The organism is Candidatus Hakubella thermalkaliphila (genome assembly GCF_013281975.1).
Classification (GTDB): Bacteria; Actinomycetota; Humimicrobiia; order Hakubellales; family Hakubellaceae; genus Hakubella; species Hakubella thermalkaliphila.
In genome coordinates, this window is record NZ_BLRZ01000006.1 from 1 (window position 1) to 17348 (window position 17348).

The following is a 17348-nucleotide window of genomic DNA, read 5'->3' on the forward strand; positions in this document are numbered from 1 at the left end:
TGTCTCATAATTGATTAGCGGTTCTCCTTTCCAGTTCATACTGATAAAAGAAAACGTTCTCTTGTCCTTCTACCTTTCTATCCATAAAGACTACGTTGGGATGCCTTCTGAGCAACTCTCTTATTCCCTCACTCTTGGTCACAGCAGGTGAGATTATCAACCCATCCACCATTTTCCCTCGCAGGACCTGAAGGTAGAGCTTTTCCTTCTCCAGATTCTCGTCGGTGTTGCACAGGACAAGATTGTAGCCATGCTTATAGGCTATATCTTCTACGCCGCGAATGACTGAGGTGAAGAAGGGGTTGGAGATATCGGCAATAATCAGGCCGATGGTATGGGTCTTGGCAGTCTTGAGGCTGCGGGCCAGGGCGTTGACCTGATATCCGCTCTCAGCTATAGCTTGATCTACCCGGCGGGTAAGCTCTGGGCTTACGTATCCGCTTTTGTTTATGACCCTGGAGACAGTGGCAACGGAGACATTGGCCATTTTGGCTAGATCCTTGATGGTGGTCATAAATGCTCTCTACTACCCATTTTCGGGTCCAGATTTTTTCCAAATCCAGGCCATTTTCTGAACTTTACGAAACGTTTACGTAACCGTTCTCATGCAATCGCGCTTATTCTAAACGATTACATAAACGATTACAAGAACTTCGAAAGGAAATTATTAGAAAATTTTTAGAAAATTTAGTTCTTCACCCAGAATAACTTGAAGAGAAATTCTGCAGATGTTGTAGCATCTGATTCCATATCTTGCAGGAATCGGGATGCAGAGGTTTCCCCTCGGTCAGAACATAGATCAAGCTTTGCTTGTAGCAAAGCTTGAAGGCTTCATTGAGGTCTTCCAGAGCTGTCCTTCGCAGAATGTCCACCCCAGGATATGAGCGGTAGAGTTCCACTTTGTCGGAAATATACACTATGTGATCCAGAGGAAACATTTGGATGGAACCCACAGTATGCTTTCGCACCGCTGAGAGAACCTGGGGGTCCCATATCCCGAAATTTTCTCGAATCAGCTCAGGACCAGCAAGGGCATGCAGGAGATCGGAGGTTTCCAGTTCAAATTCGGTGCAGGGGATTTTCTTTTCCTGTACCAAAGCAACCAAATCCTGGGGTGGGAAAACTCGCCCATAATCATGGAGGAGGGATGCCACCTTCGTTCTTCCCTGATCCACCCCATATTTTTCGGCCATCCTCTCGGCAAAGGCCATAGTCTGGTAAGAGTGGGAAAAGAGATCTGGCTCGTATAGTGCTCGCAGTTTCTCCACCAGGCGGTCCACAAAGCTCTGATCAAATTCCTGGTAATTTATCATGAGGTGGCCGTCACCTACGAAATCTTGAAAATATTGGCTATTTTCTAACTGAGTATTGTCCTGATTTTGGTTCATGATGAATTCTTATACAGGCCCATCTTGTAAATATAATTCATAACTCCATCAGGAAGAAGGTATGTTATGGCTCTGCCCTCTCTAACCCTTCTTCTGATATCTGTGGAGGAGATAGCCAGAGCAGGAATCTCCATGTCATAGATGATGTTGTTTTTCGGATCCACCTCTTTCTTTCCCATCAACATCTCCCTTAAAGACTCAATTTTTTTTAGATCATAGCCGGGCCTGGTAGCAGCGATGAACTTGCAGAGCTTCACCGCGGTCTCGGGATCCTTCCAGGTCAGGATGTCGAAAATAGCATCAGCTCCGGTGATGAAAAAGAGATCCACTTCCTCTCCATAAATCCTTCTCAGCTCTTTCAAAGTATCGATGGAATAGGTGGTGCTCTTCCGATCCACCTCCATACGGGAGACGGTAAATCTGGAGTTGGAAGCTGTGGCTATGACGGTCATGAGATAGCGATCCTCGGCACTGGCCAGATCTTTACGAGATTTATGAGGAGGTCTGCCGGTAGGCATAAAGATGACCGTGTCTAACTGAAATTGATAGAGGGCCTCTTCTGCTGTGACCAGATGTCCATAGTGAATGGGGTTAAAGGTCCCCCCCATTATTCCTATTTTGGTTTTCGGGCTACTTGCGGACCTGTCCCTGTCCATACACCACAAACTTTGAGGTAGTCAATTCCTTAAGACCCATGGGGCCCCGGGCATGGAGCCTCTGGGTGCTGATCCCGATCTCCGCGCCCAGGCCATATTGAAAGCCATCGGTAAACCTGGTGGATGCGTTTACGTACACAGCCGCAGAGTCCACCTCCTGGGTAAATTTCTGAGCGCTGCAGTAGTCATTGGTGACAATAGCGTCACTGTGGTGGGACCCGTATTTGTTGATATGATCTATGGCTTCCTGTAGAGAATCTAGCACTTTAACGGCGATTTTTAAATCAAGATATTCTCGATAATAATCATCTTCAGAAGCAGGCAAAACCTCCTGGCCATAGCTCAGGGTTCGAGAACATCCGTAGACAGTTACTTTCTTCTCGGTCAAAGCCTGGATGGCCCGGGGCAAAAAAACGTCTGCTATGCTCCCGTGTACTAAAAGACTCTCTGCGGCATTACATACTGAAGGCCGCTGAGTTTTGGCGTTGAGGAGGATCTGGAGGGCCATCTCCACATCGGCATTCTCATCTACGTAGATATGACAGTTGCCTATTCCGGTCTCAATTACCGGAACGGTAGAATTGGCCACCACATTCTCGATTAAGTCCTTGCCGCCCCTGGGGATAAGAACGTCCACATATTCCCTCAGCCTCATCAACTGGACTGCATATTCCCTCTCTGGAGAGGAGACGAGTTGAATGGAGTCCTCTGGCAGTCCAGCCTCTTTAAGACAGTCCCGGAGTACCCCTACCAGAGCAACATTGCTGGATAGCGTATTGGAACTACCTCTGAGGATGACGGCATTGCCGGACTTAAGGCAGAGGACCGAGGCATCTACCGTAACATTGGGCCTGGCCTCATAGATGATTCCCACTACTCCCAGAGGCACCCGTACTTTGGTCAGTATAAGGCCGTTGGGAAGTCTGCTTCCCCATATGATCTCGCCTACCGGGTCCGGCAGGCCGATCAGGCTTTTGATTCCCTCCGCCATGTCTGCCACGCGTTTCTCGTTCAGAACCAGCCGGTCCAGAAGAATTTCAGACATGCCCCTGGCTTGGGATTCTTCAACATCCTTTTGGTTGGCCTCCATGACCCGGACCGAGTTTTCCATCAAAGCGTCGGCCATAAGGATAAGGGCTGAATTTTTGACCTGGGTGGAGGAACTGGCGAGAATGGTGGCTGCTTTTTTGGCCCTCTGGCCCATTTCTGTCAAATCCATCATCTGGCGCTCTCTCTCCGGATAACTGCCTAAAATCCCCTCTGCCGCTAACTGGTTCACACTGATAACATGAAAAATGAGGTATCACCAAAGTGTAGATAAAAGGCCCGAGACTAAGTTTTGCTCTGGCCTACGGTACCAGGCCTATTTTTCAGTATGAGCCAACTGCTTATTATATCACAGGATAACGTCCTCCCTCCCTTTGAAAAGAGAGGGATTAGAGGGTGATTTTTTCTAAAACACGACCATCAAATCTCGGTGCACAACCTCGGAACCATAATCTCTGCCGTATTTTCTTATAATCTCTTCACTCCTGAGACCAGCAATACGACGAACCTCCTGATGGGAGAAGTTAGTCACCCCCCTGGCTACCAGCTTCCCCTCTCCGTCAATGAGATCCACATTATCGCCTGATTCAAATTCTCCTTCCACCTGAAGAATGCCCACTGGCAAAAGGCTTCTTCCATCTTCCCGAATAGCCTTCACTGCTCCCGCATCGATGATAATTTTGCCCTTGCACTGTCGCCCAAAGGCAATCCACCTCTTCAGACTGGCTACTTTTTCCTTGCGAGGCTTAAAGTAGGTTCCTACTTCCTTGCCGGCCAGGATCTCTTGCAGGATTCCTTCTTTTCGACCGTCAGCTATTATCACCCCAATGGATGAGAAGGTAGCAATCCGCGCTGCCTGAATCTTAGTCACCATACCGCCCCGGCTGCGACCAGAACCCGCTCCGCCGGCTATCTCCTCTATCTCAGGGCTTATCTCTTCCACCTCGGAGATTATCTCCGGATGATCACAGAGGTAGGGATCCGTAGAGCACAACCCTTCTATATCGGAAAGAATGATCAGAAGATCGGCATTGGCCAGACTGGAGACCAGAGCAGCCAGAGTGTCGTTATCGCCAAATTTGATCTCCTCAACAGCTACCGAGTCATTTTCATTGATAATAGGGATAACTCCAAACTTAAGCAGGGTGGAGATGGTATTTCTAGCATTTATGTACTGCTGGCGCCGGGTGGTATCCTCCTGAGTTAGAAGAATCTGCCCTACTCTGATTCCCTGCTGGGAGAAGAGGGTTGAATACATATGCATAAGAAGCCCTTGCCCTACTGCTGCCGCTGCCTGAAGCCTGGGAATCTCTCCAGGCCTCTTCTTAAGATCTAGAGATTCTACACCAGCAGCAATGGCTCCTGAGGAGACGATGATGATTTCATGCCCCCGCTTCTTTAGCTCCGAAATCTCCCTTGCCAACCTGGCCATCTGGGGTCGATCTAGTCTTCCGGAGGGAGAGGTAATGCAACTGGATCCGATCTTGATTACTATTTTTTGCAGATTGGACAGAGTTCTGGCCAAGTTTTTCCCCACCTCTTGGTAACCTCGTCCCCTCGCCTCTTTACTTCCGAAATCTCCCTTGCCAGCCTGGCCATCTGGGGTCGATCTAGTCTTTCCCCAGGTAGAGGTTAGCCACCTACTCTTGAGCCTATCAAACAACTCTCACTTTTGGAAGACCTGCCGGGCGAGAGCTCACTCCACAAATTCAAATTCCACCTCTCCGATAGCTACAGTATCGCCCTCTTTGATGCCCAGCTTTTTAAGTTCTTCATTCACACCCAGATGGTCAAACTGCTCATTCATGTACTGGACAGCTTCTTCGTTATCCAGATCAGTCATGGCTGCCAGTCTCTCCACCTTTTTCCCCTCAATCACAAATTTATCATTCCTTTTCTCCACCTTGAAGAAATCTTCCTCAGAAGCAGCAGTATAAACCTTCACTTTCTCCTTCAGCTCAATTGGCTCGGGAGGGCCCTCTGGTAAAGATACATGTTCCCGCTCAACAGTATTTAGGAGATCAGCCAGAGCCTCCACAAGTCTTTCCAACCCTTCTCCGGTGAGAGCGGAGACAGGCAGTACCGAGTGCTCATAGCGTTCTCGGAAGAACCTTTGTACTTGTCTAAAGTTGTGACCTCCTTCATCCCAATCAATCTTGTTAGCTGCCACCAGAAGGGGTTTACTATTCAGAGCTGGATCAAATTGGCTCAATTCTTTCCTTATGGCATCAAAATCGGAGAGCGGGTCTCTCCCTGTGGTTCCTGAAACGTCCAGGAGATGCAGAATAACTTTGGTCCGCTCTATATGCTTGAGAAACTTCAGACCCAGTCCATGCCCCAGATGAGCCCCCTCGATCAGGCCGGGGATGTCGGCCACCACAAAGTTCCTGTCGTCTGCTACCCTGACCACTCCCAGAACCGGATTCAAGGTGGTGAAGGGGTACTCCGCAATTTTGGGCCGGGCGGCTGAGATTCTACTGAGCAGGGTAGATTTGCCCACATTAGGAAATCCAACTATACCCACGTCTGCCATCAATCTAAGCTCCAGGTTTATCCACGTTTCCTCACCCTTCTCCCCCTTTTCGGCAAACCTGGGCCGCCTCCTTCTCTGGGAGACGAAGCTGGCATTACCACGACCACCCCTTCCTCCCCGGGCTACCACATATTCTGCCCCATTTTGACACAGGTCGACCAGTACTTGCTCCCCCTCTTCCGTCCTGACTACCGTCCCCCGGGGAAGATAGACCATCAAATCCTGGCCGTCCTTACCCTGCTTTTCCTGGGTTTGACCAGCCTGTCCATTTTCAGCCCGGAAGTGAATTCTGTTCTGAAAATCCAATAACGAGCTTTTGTCTCTGCTGGCTTTGAGGATAACGTCTCCTCCCTTCCCGCCCTTTCCTCCATCGGGAATCCCTACTTTGTTAACTTTGGTCCGGTGGAAGCTGAGGCATCCTTTTCCACCATCTCCGGCCTTGACCCATATTTTAGCCTGGTCCACAAACATCCAGAAGTCACTCCTCAAGCAGGTTTTCGGGGGAGGCCCAAAAGTCTATTAAAGGGTTTAAGATGTCTCTGCCTGCTGCTCAAAATCAACAAGATCGATCCTGAAAATGACCTGGGACTGTGGTGTTAACGTTTCAGCATTAACAAACTTGTCGAAGCCAGGTTGGGGGTAAGCCAGAAACTGAAGTCGGTAGGACCAAGGAGTGGTATCTAAGGCTTAACCCTACAGCGATACTTAAGAATCTTGGTTCAATATGTAGGGCAATTTCTTTAATTGAACCAGAACATATTGTATGTATTCAGGTAAATGACATTGTAGGGTTAAGTATAGCCTATCTGTTTCTGCCCATTTTCTCTGGGAGTGTTTCATTAGTCCCACCATATCTTACGAGGGTAGTATTTGCAGCCTTATGACGTAATTCCACAGATTGATTATGCGACCTGCTCTAGTCGCCTCTCATTTCTGTATTAAGATATTACGTCCACAATCCGGTCCGAGCCGCGGGAGCGAAAAACTACTACGCCATCTGCCTTGGCAAACAAGGTATCGTCTCCGCCGATACCCACATTGTAGCCCGGCTTAAACCTGGTACCCTGCTGTCTCACCAAAATGCTTCCCGCGGTAACCAGTTGGCCACCGTATCTCTTCACGCCCAGACTCTTGGGGTTGCTATCTCTACCGTTTTTAGCACTGCCAGTACCCTTTTTATGAGCCATATTTTAATACACCTCTTTCGCCACTTTTATCTTAAACATAATCTCCGGGGAGTTCAAGACTCCGCCTCTTCCAGCTCTCTGACCTTACTGACCTCTGCCACCTCTTCGGCTTCCTCTGCAGTGCCTAATCCTTCCGTCCCTGCTATCTTTTCCACCTTGAGCAGGGTATGCTTCTGGCGATGGCCTATTTTCCTTTTATATCCCTTTTTAGGCTTGTACTTAAAAACAATAATCTTATCGCCCTTCAGGTGCTCTACTATGGATGCTTTGATCTCCACCTGGGCCAGCAAGTGGGGATCAGTGATCACTCCATCTTTCTTCACCACAAGCTGAGCCCCTCGCAAAGAGAAGGTTTTGCCCACATCGCCTTCCAATCGGTCCACTAAAAGTTCAGTGCCTTCGCTGACTCTGTGTTGCTTTCCGCCTATAGTAACAATAGCGTAGTCTATGGCCATTACTCCTCCATGGTCTTCTTGCTTTGGACTGCCTGGCACAACGCCAGATATTATATCATCCCCCAGAGCCCTGTCAATCGTCGTTCAGCACCTCGGCATAGGCACAGGTACGGGTGACCTCCACGATTTTCACCTTGATTCTCTTGCGGAGATACTTTCTGCCATCCATGATTTGAATGATATAGCCCTCCAGCTTGGAGATGGCATCCCGGGGATTGTTAAGGTGAGGCTCTTCCACCTCCAGGTCGAGGATCTGACCCACCTGGACCGGAACAGCGGCCTTTTCTATTTCCTCTCTGTCTCCTTCTGCCATAAGGAGGAAGGTCTCGATGGGGGCACTATCATCACCTCTTATGATGATGGTGCGTCCGGTATCTCTTTCCAACCTTCTCAGGTTAGAGCCTCCCTGTCCAATAACCATAGCGGCCACGGCTGAGTTCATCCGGAAGAGGAAGGCCTCATGGGGTCTGGATCGAGCAATTTTCTTGATTTCCCTTTCTACTCTCAGGCGCATGGTCTCCTCGGAAAGGACATGGCCCAAGCCTCCACAGAAGGGACATTTCTTGCATAGAGTGCCCACTATTCCCTCGGAGACGTTCTTTCTGGTCATCTCAATCAGGCCCAGCCTGGATAGTTCCACCACCTGGGTCTTGGTCTGATCCTTTTTCAAATTCTCGGTGAAGGTGACCATCACTTTATCCCGATTTTCTGGCCTCTCCATATCAATAAAATCAATTATTATCATCCCTCCGATATCCCGCAGGCGAATCTGGCGCACTATCTCCTCGGCTGCCTCCAGATTGGTTCGGAGAATGGTATCCTCCAGATTTCTCCTCCCCACGAATCTTCCCGTGTTAACATCGATAGCCGTGAGAGCTTCAGTATGGTCAATGATGAGATAGCCTCCGGACTGGAGATCCACCCTCCTCTTAAGAGCCAGCTCTATGGCCTGATCCACATTATACTTTTCAAAAAGTGGATCTTCCTCCCGGTAGATTCCCACCTTTCTTATGGCAACCGGGTCCACCTTTCTCAAGAAATTGACGGCTTTGTTCTTTATATCCTTGGAATCGGTGATGATGGTCTCAAAGTCATCGGAGTAGGTATCCCTCAGCACCCGGCTGAGGAGATCCAGCTCCTGGAAGATTTTCTCAGGACCCCGGACTTTTCCGATCTTTCTTTTGATCTTGCTCCAGAGACCGGTAAGATATTTGAGATCCCTCTTTAAAGTACTGTCATCTACCCCTTTGGCCGCGGTGCGGACAATGATACCGCCTTCCCTCGGCCTTATTTTGTGAGCTATCTCCCTCAGTCTCTCCCTCTCTTTGTTGTCCAATTTGCGGGACACTCCGATTCCCGAACTGTAGGGCATGAGCACCAGAAACCGCCCAGGGATGGAAATAAAGGTAGTCAATCTGGGGCCCTTGGACTTTATGGGATCCTTGATTACCTGGACTATGACGCTCTGGCCTGGCTTCAGGACTTTGTGAATCTGCTGGGGCACCGGTCCAGAATCATCCATCAGCTCAGGCGGCACAAAAACTTCATCCATATACAGAAAGGCGTTCTTTTCCTCTCCTATATCTATAAAAGCGGCATTAAGACCCGGCAGCACGTTCTGCACCCGTCCTGAATAAATGTTGCCTACCAGAGATTGTTTGCCCCGGCGTCCAAAGTACAGCTCCACCACACTGTCGCCCTCCAGCACGGCTATTCTTACCTCATGTTCATCCGCGCTGATTATCATTTTTTTACTCATAATTCTTCTATTCAAATCCGTCTCCTTAACCACTCTGTGAAAATAGCCAAAAATTTCCTCCTGACCTGACCTTACTATTAGTATATTGCAATAACCGATCTACTATGATCATATCTCAAAGAGATCCTTTAGTTCTCCTCCTCTATAGTAGTACAACCCCACTCTCTTTACCTTTTCCAACACCAGGCCCTCTTCGGTGAACTTCTCTTTCCAGAGATCCGGTAGCTCAAAGGGCTTAAAGCTTCCCTGACTGCCCGCCCGGCCCAGAATCCGCAGCAGAGCTGTAGAACCAGAGAGACTTTGCAGTCTGGCCGCTATGACTTTATCCGATAATTTGGTCAAAGATGTCACAAATTTCTCCAGTTTCTCTTTTTGCGGCCCATCTTTGGTCGCCATCCCACTAGAGGCCCCATCGAGTCTAACCTCTATGGTATAATCGGCCACGTCTATCCGACTCATTAGAGATCTAGCTTTAGGATCAATTATTTGGGCCTGGAGTACCTGCACGCCCGCTATCAGATTCTGGTTGAGCCTGGCTACAAGTTCTCTGGGAGATATCGGGCGTGCCAGCATAAGATCGGCATATTCACCCTCGCTTTCCACTCCCACAGGAGGAGGTGGCCCGAAGCTGATCTGAGGCCTGGGGTTAAATCCCTGACTGTAGAGGATAGGTAGAGCCGCCCGGCGGACCACTCTGGAGAAAAGCCTCACCATGTCCAGTTGGGAGAGAAAGCGGGCCTCATCCCTCTTGGTAAACCGAATGCGCACCTTGAATTTGTCTCTGTCCCGGATCCTGGAGCGAAGAGGTTCAGCGGGCGAGGGCGGTTCCTTTCCCTCACCTTGCCTGTCCAGAATATTGGCACACCCAAAATCGCCACAGAGTCCACAATCATAACACCCGTGCCACCTGCAGTCCAGGGTCTTCTCCCCCTCTTTAGCCTTATGGTACTCCTGAAGTAGAAAACCTCTGGAAACACCGCAATCAAGGTGATCCCAGGGCAAGGTTTCTTCCTCAGCCCGTTCCCTGGTCACGTAGAACTCAGGGTCGATTCCTTTCTCCGCAAAGGCCTCCAGCCAGGGGGCCAGGGAGAACTGCTCCGACCACCCATCGAAGCGGCACCCCTTTTGCCAGGCTGCCTCCACTGCCTCAGCCACCCGCCGATCGCCCCGCGCCAGCACTCCTTCCACCAAACTGGCCTCCGGGTTGTGCCACTTTAACTTCACCCTTCGGCTCTTCAACTTTTCCCTCAGGAACCTCTGCTTGTCCCTTATCTCCTCCAGGCTATTTTGAGCTGCCCACTGAAAAGGGGTATGAGACTTGGCACAGAAGGGCGAAATATTGACCGTAAGCTGAATTTTCCTTGCCTCGGAGGGGGGAAGAACCTCCCGGGCCAGAGTCTCGATCTTCTTCACCAGATCTACAATGCCCTCCACATCTTCATGGGTCTCATAGGGCAGGCCGACCATAAAGTAGAGCTTGATCTTCCTCCACCCCTGCCGAAAGGCCACTTCCATACATTTCTCAATGTCCTCCTGAGAGATATTCTTGTTAATGATATCCCGGAGGCGCTGAGTACCTGCCTCCGGGGCAAAAGTGAGTCCGGATCTCCTTCCCTCCTGGACCTTCTCGGCCAGGTAAACGGAGAAGGAATCGGTGCGCAGGGAGGGAAGAGAAACGGACAGGGTAGGTGTCTCATGATCCCGGAGAATTTGCCGGAGAACCTCATGGATGGAAGAGTAGTCAGAAGTGGAAAGGGAAGCCAGGGAGAGCTCATCGTAACCAGTGCTCTGTAGAGTTTCCCTGCTGAGATGGATCACTTTCTGAGCACTTCTCTCCCGCACCGGGCGGTAGATCATCCCGGCCTGGCAGAAGCGGCATCCGTGGGTACATCCCCTCATGATCTCGATATTACATCGGTCATGAACTACTTCTGTATGAGGTACGATGGGGCTGCTCGGTGAGGGAAAGACATTCAGATCCTTAAGTAGTCTTTTGCGCACCATCTTTCTAAAAGAAAGAGGCTTTATGGAGGCAATGGTACCCTCTTCCCTATAAGTGACCCCGAAATCAGATGGAACATATATTCCTTCCAGATGAGCCAGATTTTCTAAGATTTTCCCCCTGCTCCAGTTCTCATCTTTGGACTTCTCCACCACCTGCACTATCTCCTGGATAAGCTTCTCGCCATCGCCTATGGCAAAAGCATCCATGAAGGGAGCCAGAGGCTCCGGATTGAAGGTGGCCGGACCTCCAGCTATAACCAGGGGATCTGCTTCCGACCTATGAGAGGCCCTGACCGCCAGCCCGGCCAGATCTATCAGGTTCAGAACAGTAGTAAAACACAGCTCATGTTGGATGCTGAAGCCCACTATATCAAACTCTCTGACTGGTGTCCTGCTCTCCAGACTAAGGAGAGAAATGTGGTGGTGGCGCATCTCCTCTTCCATGTCCACCCATGGTGCAAAAACTCGCTCTGCCACAGCCTGAGGCATATCATTGACTATGCGGTAGAGAATCTGGATGCCCAGATTGGACATCCCCATCTCATAAAGGTCAGGAAAGACCAGGGCTATCTTTACTTTACACTGGGCAGGGTCTTTGTGAATGGAATTGAACTCTCTATCTATGTACTGAGAAGGCTTGCGCACCCTGGTGAGAATTTTTTCATAGAGCTCGTTCCTGGAGAACATGTTCCAGATAAGCACTCCTTGTTATTTAAACACTCCAGGTTATTGTCCGGAAGAGCGAGCTGGGCCCGTCCTGAGCTCTCGTTGCTGCCTGGCCCTTCTTATCTTCTTTCTGGCCTTTTTGATCAGGCCAGGGACCATTCTTTCGCTGTAGCTGTCAGCAAAATCCTTGGTAGCCCGCCTGATCCCCACATCAAACCCATACCTCTCACCCAGGTGGTACTTATGATCCATGATCCATACGTAGAGATCAGCAGACGTCCGATGAGGAAAGTCCTTGAGTATATGGCTTTCCTCAATAATCCGGATAGTGGGCAGATAAACATGGTCGTACCAGTCCGCAGCGGCCTCTTTGACTGGAATTTCCCGTCCCGCTCTCTCGCTTAAGTAATACTTATGCTCTTCTATCTGATCCCGTAAGCTCTGGTATCTTCCCAGAACGGTCATCTCGATTCGTTGATCCGGCCGGGTCTTATCCAGGCCGCAATATTCCAGAAACTCCTCATACTCCTTTTTTATGAGAAGATCCCGGGGATCCACATCCCTGGTCAAAGGCACCTTCACTGGATATTCGGTCACTACAGCATCAATAAACTCAGCGCCCTGTTGCTTGGCCACGGAGACCCGATGATGGCCGTCCTTAACAAAATAGACCTGGCCTATCTTGCACAATTCTACTGGAGGCAGTTCCTTATAGCGGGAATAGGCCTGGTAGACCCTTTTCCAGCGATATCCCAGATGGTCATATTTGGGCAGGAAATGGCTGTCGAAATCGTGATAACTGTCCACGCTTCCAATAATCTCATCTACAGGAACTTCCCGAATACCTTTATAGACACTTTGCCTGGCGTGCAGGGCTCTAGCTACCTCATCAAAGGGCAGCAAGGTATTTTGCTGGCCGGAGAAAAAGGATTTTATATCGTTGATCAAGGATTTAAGTCTCAGGCTGACGAACTCTTCCTCCCCCGTTGACCCTCCGTTGAAATCAGAACCGTAAGAATACACCTATCACCACCTACAATTCCAGAATCTGATGTCCATAAGTATTAATAACCAGGGTGTCTTTATACTGCGTTCTCCTGGTTTCCCAGGGATTATAAATATGAGAGTGGCCGTGGATCAGATAGCGAGGCCTGTATTTATCCATGAATTTGACAGGACTCAGATTTTCTCCATAGGCTCCAGAAGGAAAGAGAGAGACGGCCAAATCTTTATACCCCAGCAGGAAGAAGAGGGCTTACAGAGTCTGCCTGTGAATATAGACGTTTTCTACCAGACCCAGTCCCAGCAGGGTGCTGATAAGAGAGCTTCCTCCATAGCTTAGGAAAGGAAGAGGTAGTCCGGCTATAGGCATAATACCAATGGCCATTCCCACGTTAATAAATATCTGGAAGACCAACATGCTGACCACACCCACACAGATGTAGATACCAAAGAGGTCCCTGGATTTTCGGGCCACGGCCAGACATCTCCAGATGAGAAGACCATAGAGCAGAAAGAGCAAAAGGGCGCCCATAAAACCCAGCTCCTCTCCCAAAACAGAGAAGATGAAGTCAGTGTGCTGTTCTGGCACGAAGTTAAGGTGAGTCTGGCTACCCAGAAAGAGACCCTTGCCCCAAAGCTCTCCCGAGCCAATAGCGATCTTGGATTGATCCAAAGCATATCCCGCCCCCAGGGGGTCGAAGGCAGGATTCAGGAAGACGATCAGCCTCTTTACAATGTGCTCTTTTACCAGGCCCAGGCTGACCATGGCCACGACACCAGCACTCCCCATAATCCCCAAGCCAATCAGGTAGGAAGATCGTATGCCGGCCACAAACATCATTCCTAGAAGGATGGCCAGGTAAACCAAAGACATCCCAATGTCCGGTTCCCTTAGAATCAAGACAATAGGCATTCCCACGTGAATTAGAGAGAGAATGACATCTTTAAGACTTCTGCTCTCTCCCTTCCTATTGGATAAAAAGGCCGCCAGGGTGATGATCAGGACTATTTTACCGAATTCCGAAGGCTGAATCCCATAACCTCCCCAGCCCAGCCAGCTTCTGGAGCCATGTACCTCCTGACCAAAAAAGTGCACCAAAGACAGCCCTGCAAGATTCAGGAAATAGATCCAGATCCAGACACCTCGCAGCACAGCATAATTAAAGATGGTCACCACAAAGAAAAGAGTCAAGCCCACGATGAGAAAAAGGATTTGCCTCTTCAAGTAGAAGTAGGGGTCTTGAGTTAGCCAGAACTCACCCACTCCGGTGGCGCTGTAAATGAGCAAGGCCCCATATAGGCCGAGAAGTAGGGAGGCCAGGGGGAGGACAAAATCAAAGCTGAATTTGGGGGGACTCCCCAAACCAGACCTGAGCTCGTGGTTGGTCTCGTACAAGAAAGCTAACCCTCCTTCCCTTCCTGAGGTTCTTCCAGACCGAACAGAAAACGATAGATCTCCTGGGATGCCTGAGCAGCAACCCCTCCTCCAGCACCTGCTTCTTCCACCATCACCACGACTATATATTGGGGATCTCCCACCGGAGCATAACTGGCAAACCAGGCAGTATGCTGCCTTCCCACCACCTCAGCCGTTCCGGTCTTTCCAGCCACCGGAATCTGATCCAGGGGGAAGTCGGCAAAGGCCCGGGCCGCCGTCCCTTTCTGAGTAACTCTGACCAGGCCTCGCTCAATGAGATCAAAGTATTCCCTTTTTACCCCTATTTTTCTCTTAATCTTGGGCTCAAATCTTTCCACCAATTGACCATCGTAGGTCTCCACTTTGGTAGCCAGGCGAGGAACATAGAGATCTCCCCGGGTGGCTATAGCCAGATACAGGTTTGCTATCTGTAAAGGAGTAGCCAGAAGATCTCCCTGTCCAATAACCATATTTATGGTATCGCCCACAAACCAACGAGCGTTCTCCGAATTATCCTGGTTAAACTCCCTCTTCCACTCCTCGGTAGGCACCCTTCCCGCAGATCCAAACTCAGGCGGAAGATCGATACCGCTTGCTTCGCCCAGACCAAACAGAAAAGAATAGTTCTGCAGCAGTTCTCCCGCCCCCAACCGCCTCTTGCGGTCCAGCTCCAGACCGATCTGGGGGAAGAAGACGCCACAGGATACTTCCAGGGCCCTCTCCAGATTGCTGGGGCCGTGTCCCGGCTTGAACCAGCAATGCCAGAGATAGGGCTCCAGCTCCCTCCAGACCCCCCGGCAAGTAAAGGTGGTGTTGGCATCCAGTACTCCTTCTTCCAGTCCAGCGATGGCTGGAATCACCTTGTAGGTAGAAGCCGGAGCGTAGGACCGGATGGCCCGGTTATTAAAAGGATGGTAATAGGCAGGATCAATGAGATATTTCCAATCCTTTTGAGAGATGCCTCCTACAAAGAGATTAGGGTCATAGGCCGGGAAGCTGGCCATGGCCAGAACTTCTCCGTTGCTAGCATCCAGAATTACCACTGCTCCACCGGTAGCCTTATAAAAGCCCTCTCCATCTTCGCTCTCTATCTGCCGGGCCAGGTAGATCCATTTCTCCAGCACCTCCTCAGCCTTCTTCTGAATATCCAGATCTATGGATAGATAAATGTTAGAGCCGGGAACGGACTCCGTAATTCTGATCACTCTCACTGGTCTGCCGTGGGAATCTATCTCCATAATCTTCTGACCCGAACTCCCTCTCAAGTAGTTCTCGTAGACCCTCTCCAGACCTGACTTACCTATCTCGTCCGTAGGGTGATAGCTTTGGGGATCGGCTATACGTTTTAGATCCTCCTCGGAGACCTTTCCCGCATAACCCAGAATATGGGCAGCCAGATCTCCGCCCGGATAATTCCGTACCGGAACTACTTCCAGGGAAACCCCGGGAAGCTCGTTTCTCCGTTCACTAAGGTAAACCTTGGTCTTCTCATCGATTCCTTCCTTCAAGATCACCCGCTCCTCGGAGCTCTGATCTAGATAGTTAAGCTTCCTCTGGATGTCCTCGGCAGACATATTCAGGATATCGCTCAATTCGGAGACTGTGGCCTGGTTGCCCAGAACCAGAGAAGGCATGGCTGTTACTGCCACAGCAGGTCTGTTTCCCACTAATATCTTTCCCTTTCTGTCCAGAATAAGACCCCTCTGGGCCTGGACCGGCACACTCCGGTACCGGTTCTCCTCTGCTCTCAGGGCATAGACCTGACCCACCATAACCTGCAAAAACCCCAGGCGCAGAAGGACAACTGCCAGCAGTAGCAGGGCAATGAGGCCCAATAGCTTTAATCTGCGTTCAATATCTTCACTGATATAGGCCATGATGATCACCGGAACAGACGGAAGCTTCTCTCTTTGGTGAGAACTATTCGGATAACCGGAAAAATAAGGATCATCCAGAAAGTATTGTAAAGGGGCTGGATCAATATGTTGACCTGGAATAAATTAAAATCCCGCACAATACCAAAGATATAAGTAATAGCCATAACCAGACCAAGATGAACTATGCTGCCCAAAAGAGCCACCAGAGCCGGAACGTAACGGCTCTCCGCATTGATCATGGTCACTACATTTCCGGCCATATAGCCCACAATAGTTTTGGAAAAAGCATATATGCCTAAAATACCTCCACCCAGAAGATCAGCCAGAAAGCCCCCTATAAACCCGATTATGGAACCAAACCGGGAACCCTCAATTATGGCCACAGATATGACCAATACCAGCACAAAGTCGGGAATCGCTTTGCCCAGGGCAATGTTGGGAGCCAGGGCCATCTGAAGCAGAAGAGCCAGAAATAGAAACATAAAGACTATGATCCGGTGCTGCACTCTAGTCCTCCTGGAAGTCCACCCTGGGAGAGGCATTGGTAATGATCAGAACCTTTTCCAGAGCATCAAAATCTACAAAAGGAACAACCTCGATCTGCTGATAAAAATCGTATCTTCTCTCCTCCACCTGGCTCACTTTGCCGATAAGAATACCACTGGGGTAGATACCGCCATAACCAGAGGTGACGACCCGATTTCCTTTCTCGACCCGGGAGTCCTTGGGAACATAATTGAATTTGAGGATATCGGTCATGGTCCCTTCCACTATCCCTCTGGCTCTGGTGGATACATCTCTTCCCCCCACAGAACTCTGAGGATCGATGATCAACTGCACTTCAGCCGCATTGCGGGACACGGTGGTGACTTTTCCTACCAGCCCCCGGTCTGTTATAACCGGCATATTCACTTCTACCCCGTGATCACGACCCTTATCGATCACAATAGCAGCATGCCAGTTGGTGAAAGATCTACCTATTACCGTAGCCAGTACTGTCTCAAATTTCTGGCGGGCTGGGGCACCCAGAAGTCTTCGCAGCTCCCGGTTCTCTGCCTCCACCTCCTGAAGTCGGGCACTTTCCATCCGCAGCTCAGATGCCTCTGCCCGCAGGGCCTGGTTCTCCTGCCGCAGGGTACCCAACTCCTGGACGGACCTTGCTATATCGGTCAGAGGCCGGATAAGAGTGACCACCCCTTTTTGAACGGGAGCAAAGACGAGGAGCAAATTCTCATGGATGGCCGTCAAAATCTGCCCTTCATTCTGCCGAAACTGAAAAGTAGCCACCAGGATGCTGAGGACAATCAGGATAACCAGCACAATCTGATTTTTGTGGCTGCCATTGATCGAGGACATG

The 17348-nt window shown here is 49.9% G+C and carries 15 protein-coding genes; all 15 read right to left on the bottom strand.

Going from position 1 to position 17348, the window contains the following annotated elements:
• Positions 1-4: 4 nt before the first annotated feature.
• Positions 5-514, bottom strand: coding sequence for a LacI family DNA-binding transcriptional regulator (locus HW443_RS01215; protein WP_176235484.1), 510 nt, complete (start codon positions 512-514; stop codon positions 5-7).
• 181 nt (positions 515-695) lie between these two features.
• Positions 696-1388, bottom strand: coding sequence for a bis(5'-nucleosyl)-tetraphosphatase (symmetrical) YqeK (yqeK, locus tag HW443_RS01220; protein ID WP_176235485.1), 693 nt, complete (start codon positions 1386-1388; stop codon positions 696-698).
• The gene (gene nadD, locus HW443_RS01225; RefSeq protein ID WP_176235486.1) at positions 1385-2044 is read right to left on the bottom strand and encodes a nicotinate-nucleotide adenylyltransferase; all 660 of its coding nucleotides are present in this window, start codon (positions 2042-2044) and stop codon (positions 1385-1387) included. The genes yqeK and nadD overlap by 4 nt, the downstream gene beginning before the upstream one ends.
• Positions 2019-3266: a glutamate-5-semialdehyde dehydrogenase gene (locus tag HW443_RS01230; protein WP_176235487.1), complete on the bottom strand. Its 1248-nt coding sequence runs from the start codon at positions 3264-3266 to the stop codon at positions 2019-2021. Before HW443_RS01230 ends, nadD begins: the two co-directional genes overlap by 26 nt.
• 231 nt (positions 3267-3497) lie before the next feature.
• Positions 3498-4616, bottom strand: coding sequence for a glutamate 5-kinase (gene proB / locus HW443_RS01235; RefSeq protein WP_176229414.1), 1119 nt, complete (start codon positions 4614-4616; stop codon positions 3498-3500).
• A gap of 171 nt (positions 4617-4787) precedes the next feature.
• Positions 4788-6095, bottom strand: coding sequence for a GTPase ObgE (obgE, locus tag HW443_RS01240; RefSeq protein WP_176235488.1), 1308 nt, complete (start codon positions 6093-6095; stop codon positions 4788-4790).
• 467 nt (positions 6096-6562) lie between these two features.
• The gene (gene rpmA / locus HW443_RS01245) at positions 6563-6811 is read right to left on the bottom strand and encodes a 50S ribosomal protein L27 (RefSeq protein WP_176237836.1); all 249 of its coding nucleotides are present in this window, start codon (positions 6809-6811) and stop codon (positions 6563-6565) included.
• 53 nt (positions 6812-6864) lie between these two features.
• On the bottom strand, positions 6865-7266 hold the full coding sequence (rplU, locus tag HW443_RS01250; RefSeq protein ID WP_176237837.1) for a 50S ribosomal protein L21: 402 nt from the start codon (positions 7264-7266) through the stop codon (positions 6865-6867).
• A 73-nt stretch (positions 7267-7339) separates the two neighbouring features.
• Positions 7340-9013: an Rne/Rng family ribonuclease gene (locus HW443_RS01255; protein WP_219857216.1), complete on the bottom strand. Its 1674-nt coding sequence runs from the start codon at positions 9011-9013 to the stop codon at positions 7340-7342.
• Positions 9014-9133: 120 nt separating this feature from the next.
• Positions 9134-11716 (bottom strand): TIGR03960 family B12-binding radical SAM protein, encoded by a 2583-nt coding sequence (locus HW443_RS01260; RefSeq protein ID WP_176235491.1) that lies wholly within the window; start codon positions 11714-11716, stop codon positions 9134-9136.
• 39 nt (positions 11717-11755) lie between these two features.
• Positions 11756-12718 carry a DUF4032 domain-containing protein gene (locus tag HW443_RS01265; protein ID WP_176231948.1) on the bottom strand — a complete coding sequence of 321 codons (963 nt, stop codon included), beginning with the start codon at positions 12716-12718 and terminating at the stop codon, positions 11756-11758.
• A 232-nt stretch (positions 12719-12950) separates the two neighbouring features.
• The gene (rodA, locus tag HW443_RS01270; protein ID WP_176237839.1) at positions 12951-14093 is read right to left on the bottom strand and encodes a rod shape-determining protein RodA; all 1143 of its coding nucleotides are present in this window, start codon (positions 14091-14093) and stop codon (positions 12951-12953) included.
• 5 nt (positions 14094-14098) lie between these two features.
• Positions 14099-15991: a penicillin-binding protein 2 gene (gene mrdA, locus HW443_RS01275; protein ID WP_176237840.1), complete on the bottom strand. Its 1893-nt coding sequence runs from the start codon at positions 15989-15991 to the stop codon at positions 14099-14101.
• A 5-nt stretch (positions 15992-15996) separates the two neighbouring features.
• The gene (gene mreD, locus HW443_RS01280) at positions 15997-16497 is read right to left on the bottom strand and encodes a rod shape-determining protein MreD (RefSeq protein WP_176235494.1); all 501 of its coding nucleotides are present in this window, start codon (positions 16495-16497) and stop codon (positions 15997-15999) included.
• Between the two features lies 1 nt (position 16498).
• The gene (gene mreC, locus HW443_RS01285; RefSeq protein WP_176236714.1) at positions 16499-17347 is read right to left on the bottom strand and encodes a rod shape-determining protein MreC; all 849 of its coding nucleotides are present in this window, start codon (positions 17345-17347) and stop codon (positions 16499-16501) included.
• Between the last annotated feature and the right edge of the window lies 1 nt (position 17348).

Coding starts and splice junctions, on each gene's coding strand:
- HW443_RS01255 (WP_219857216.1), bottom strand. CDS start 9,013: ATGATAATCAGCGCGGATGAACATGAGGTAAGAATAGCCGTGCTGGAG.
- obgE (WP_176235488.1), bottom strand. CDS start 6,095: ATGTTTGTGGACCAGGCTAAAATATGGGTCAAGGCCGGAGATGGTGGA.
- HW443_RS01260 (WP_176235491.1), bottom strand. CDS start 11,716: ATGTTCTCCAGGAACGAGCTCTATGAAAAAATTCTCACCAGGGTGCGC.
- HW443_RS01215 (WP_176235484.1), bottom strand. CDS start 514: ATGACCACCATCAAGGATCTAGCCAAAATGGCCAATGTCTCCGTTGCC.
- nadD (WP_176235486.1), bottom strand. CDS start 2,044: ATGGACAGGGACAGGTCCGCAAGTAGCCCGAAAACCAAAATAGGAATA.
- rpmA (WP_176237836.1), bottom strand. CDS start 6,811: ATGGCTCATAAAAAGGGTACTGGCAGTGCTAAAAACGGTAGAGATAGC.
- mreC (WP_176236714.1), bottom strand. CDS start 17,347: ATGTCCTCGATCAATGGCAGCCACAAAAATCAGATTGTGCTGGTTATC.
- yqeK (WP_176235485.1), bottom strand. CDS start 1,388: ATGAACCAAAATCAGGACAATACTCAGTTAGAAAATAGCCAATATTTT.
- HW443_RS01230 (WP_176235487.1), bottom strand. CDS start 3,266: ATGATGGATTTGACAGAAATGGGCCAGAGGGCCAAAAAAGCAGCCACC.
- mrdA (WP_176237840.1), bottom strand. CDS start 15,991: ATGGCCTATATCAGTGAAGATATTGAACGCAGATTAAAGCTATTGGGC.
- rplU (WP_176237837.1), bottom strand. CDS start 7,266: ATGGCCATAGACTACGCTATTGTTACTATAGGCGGAAAGCAACACAGA.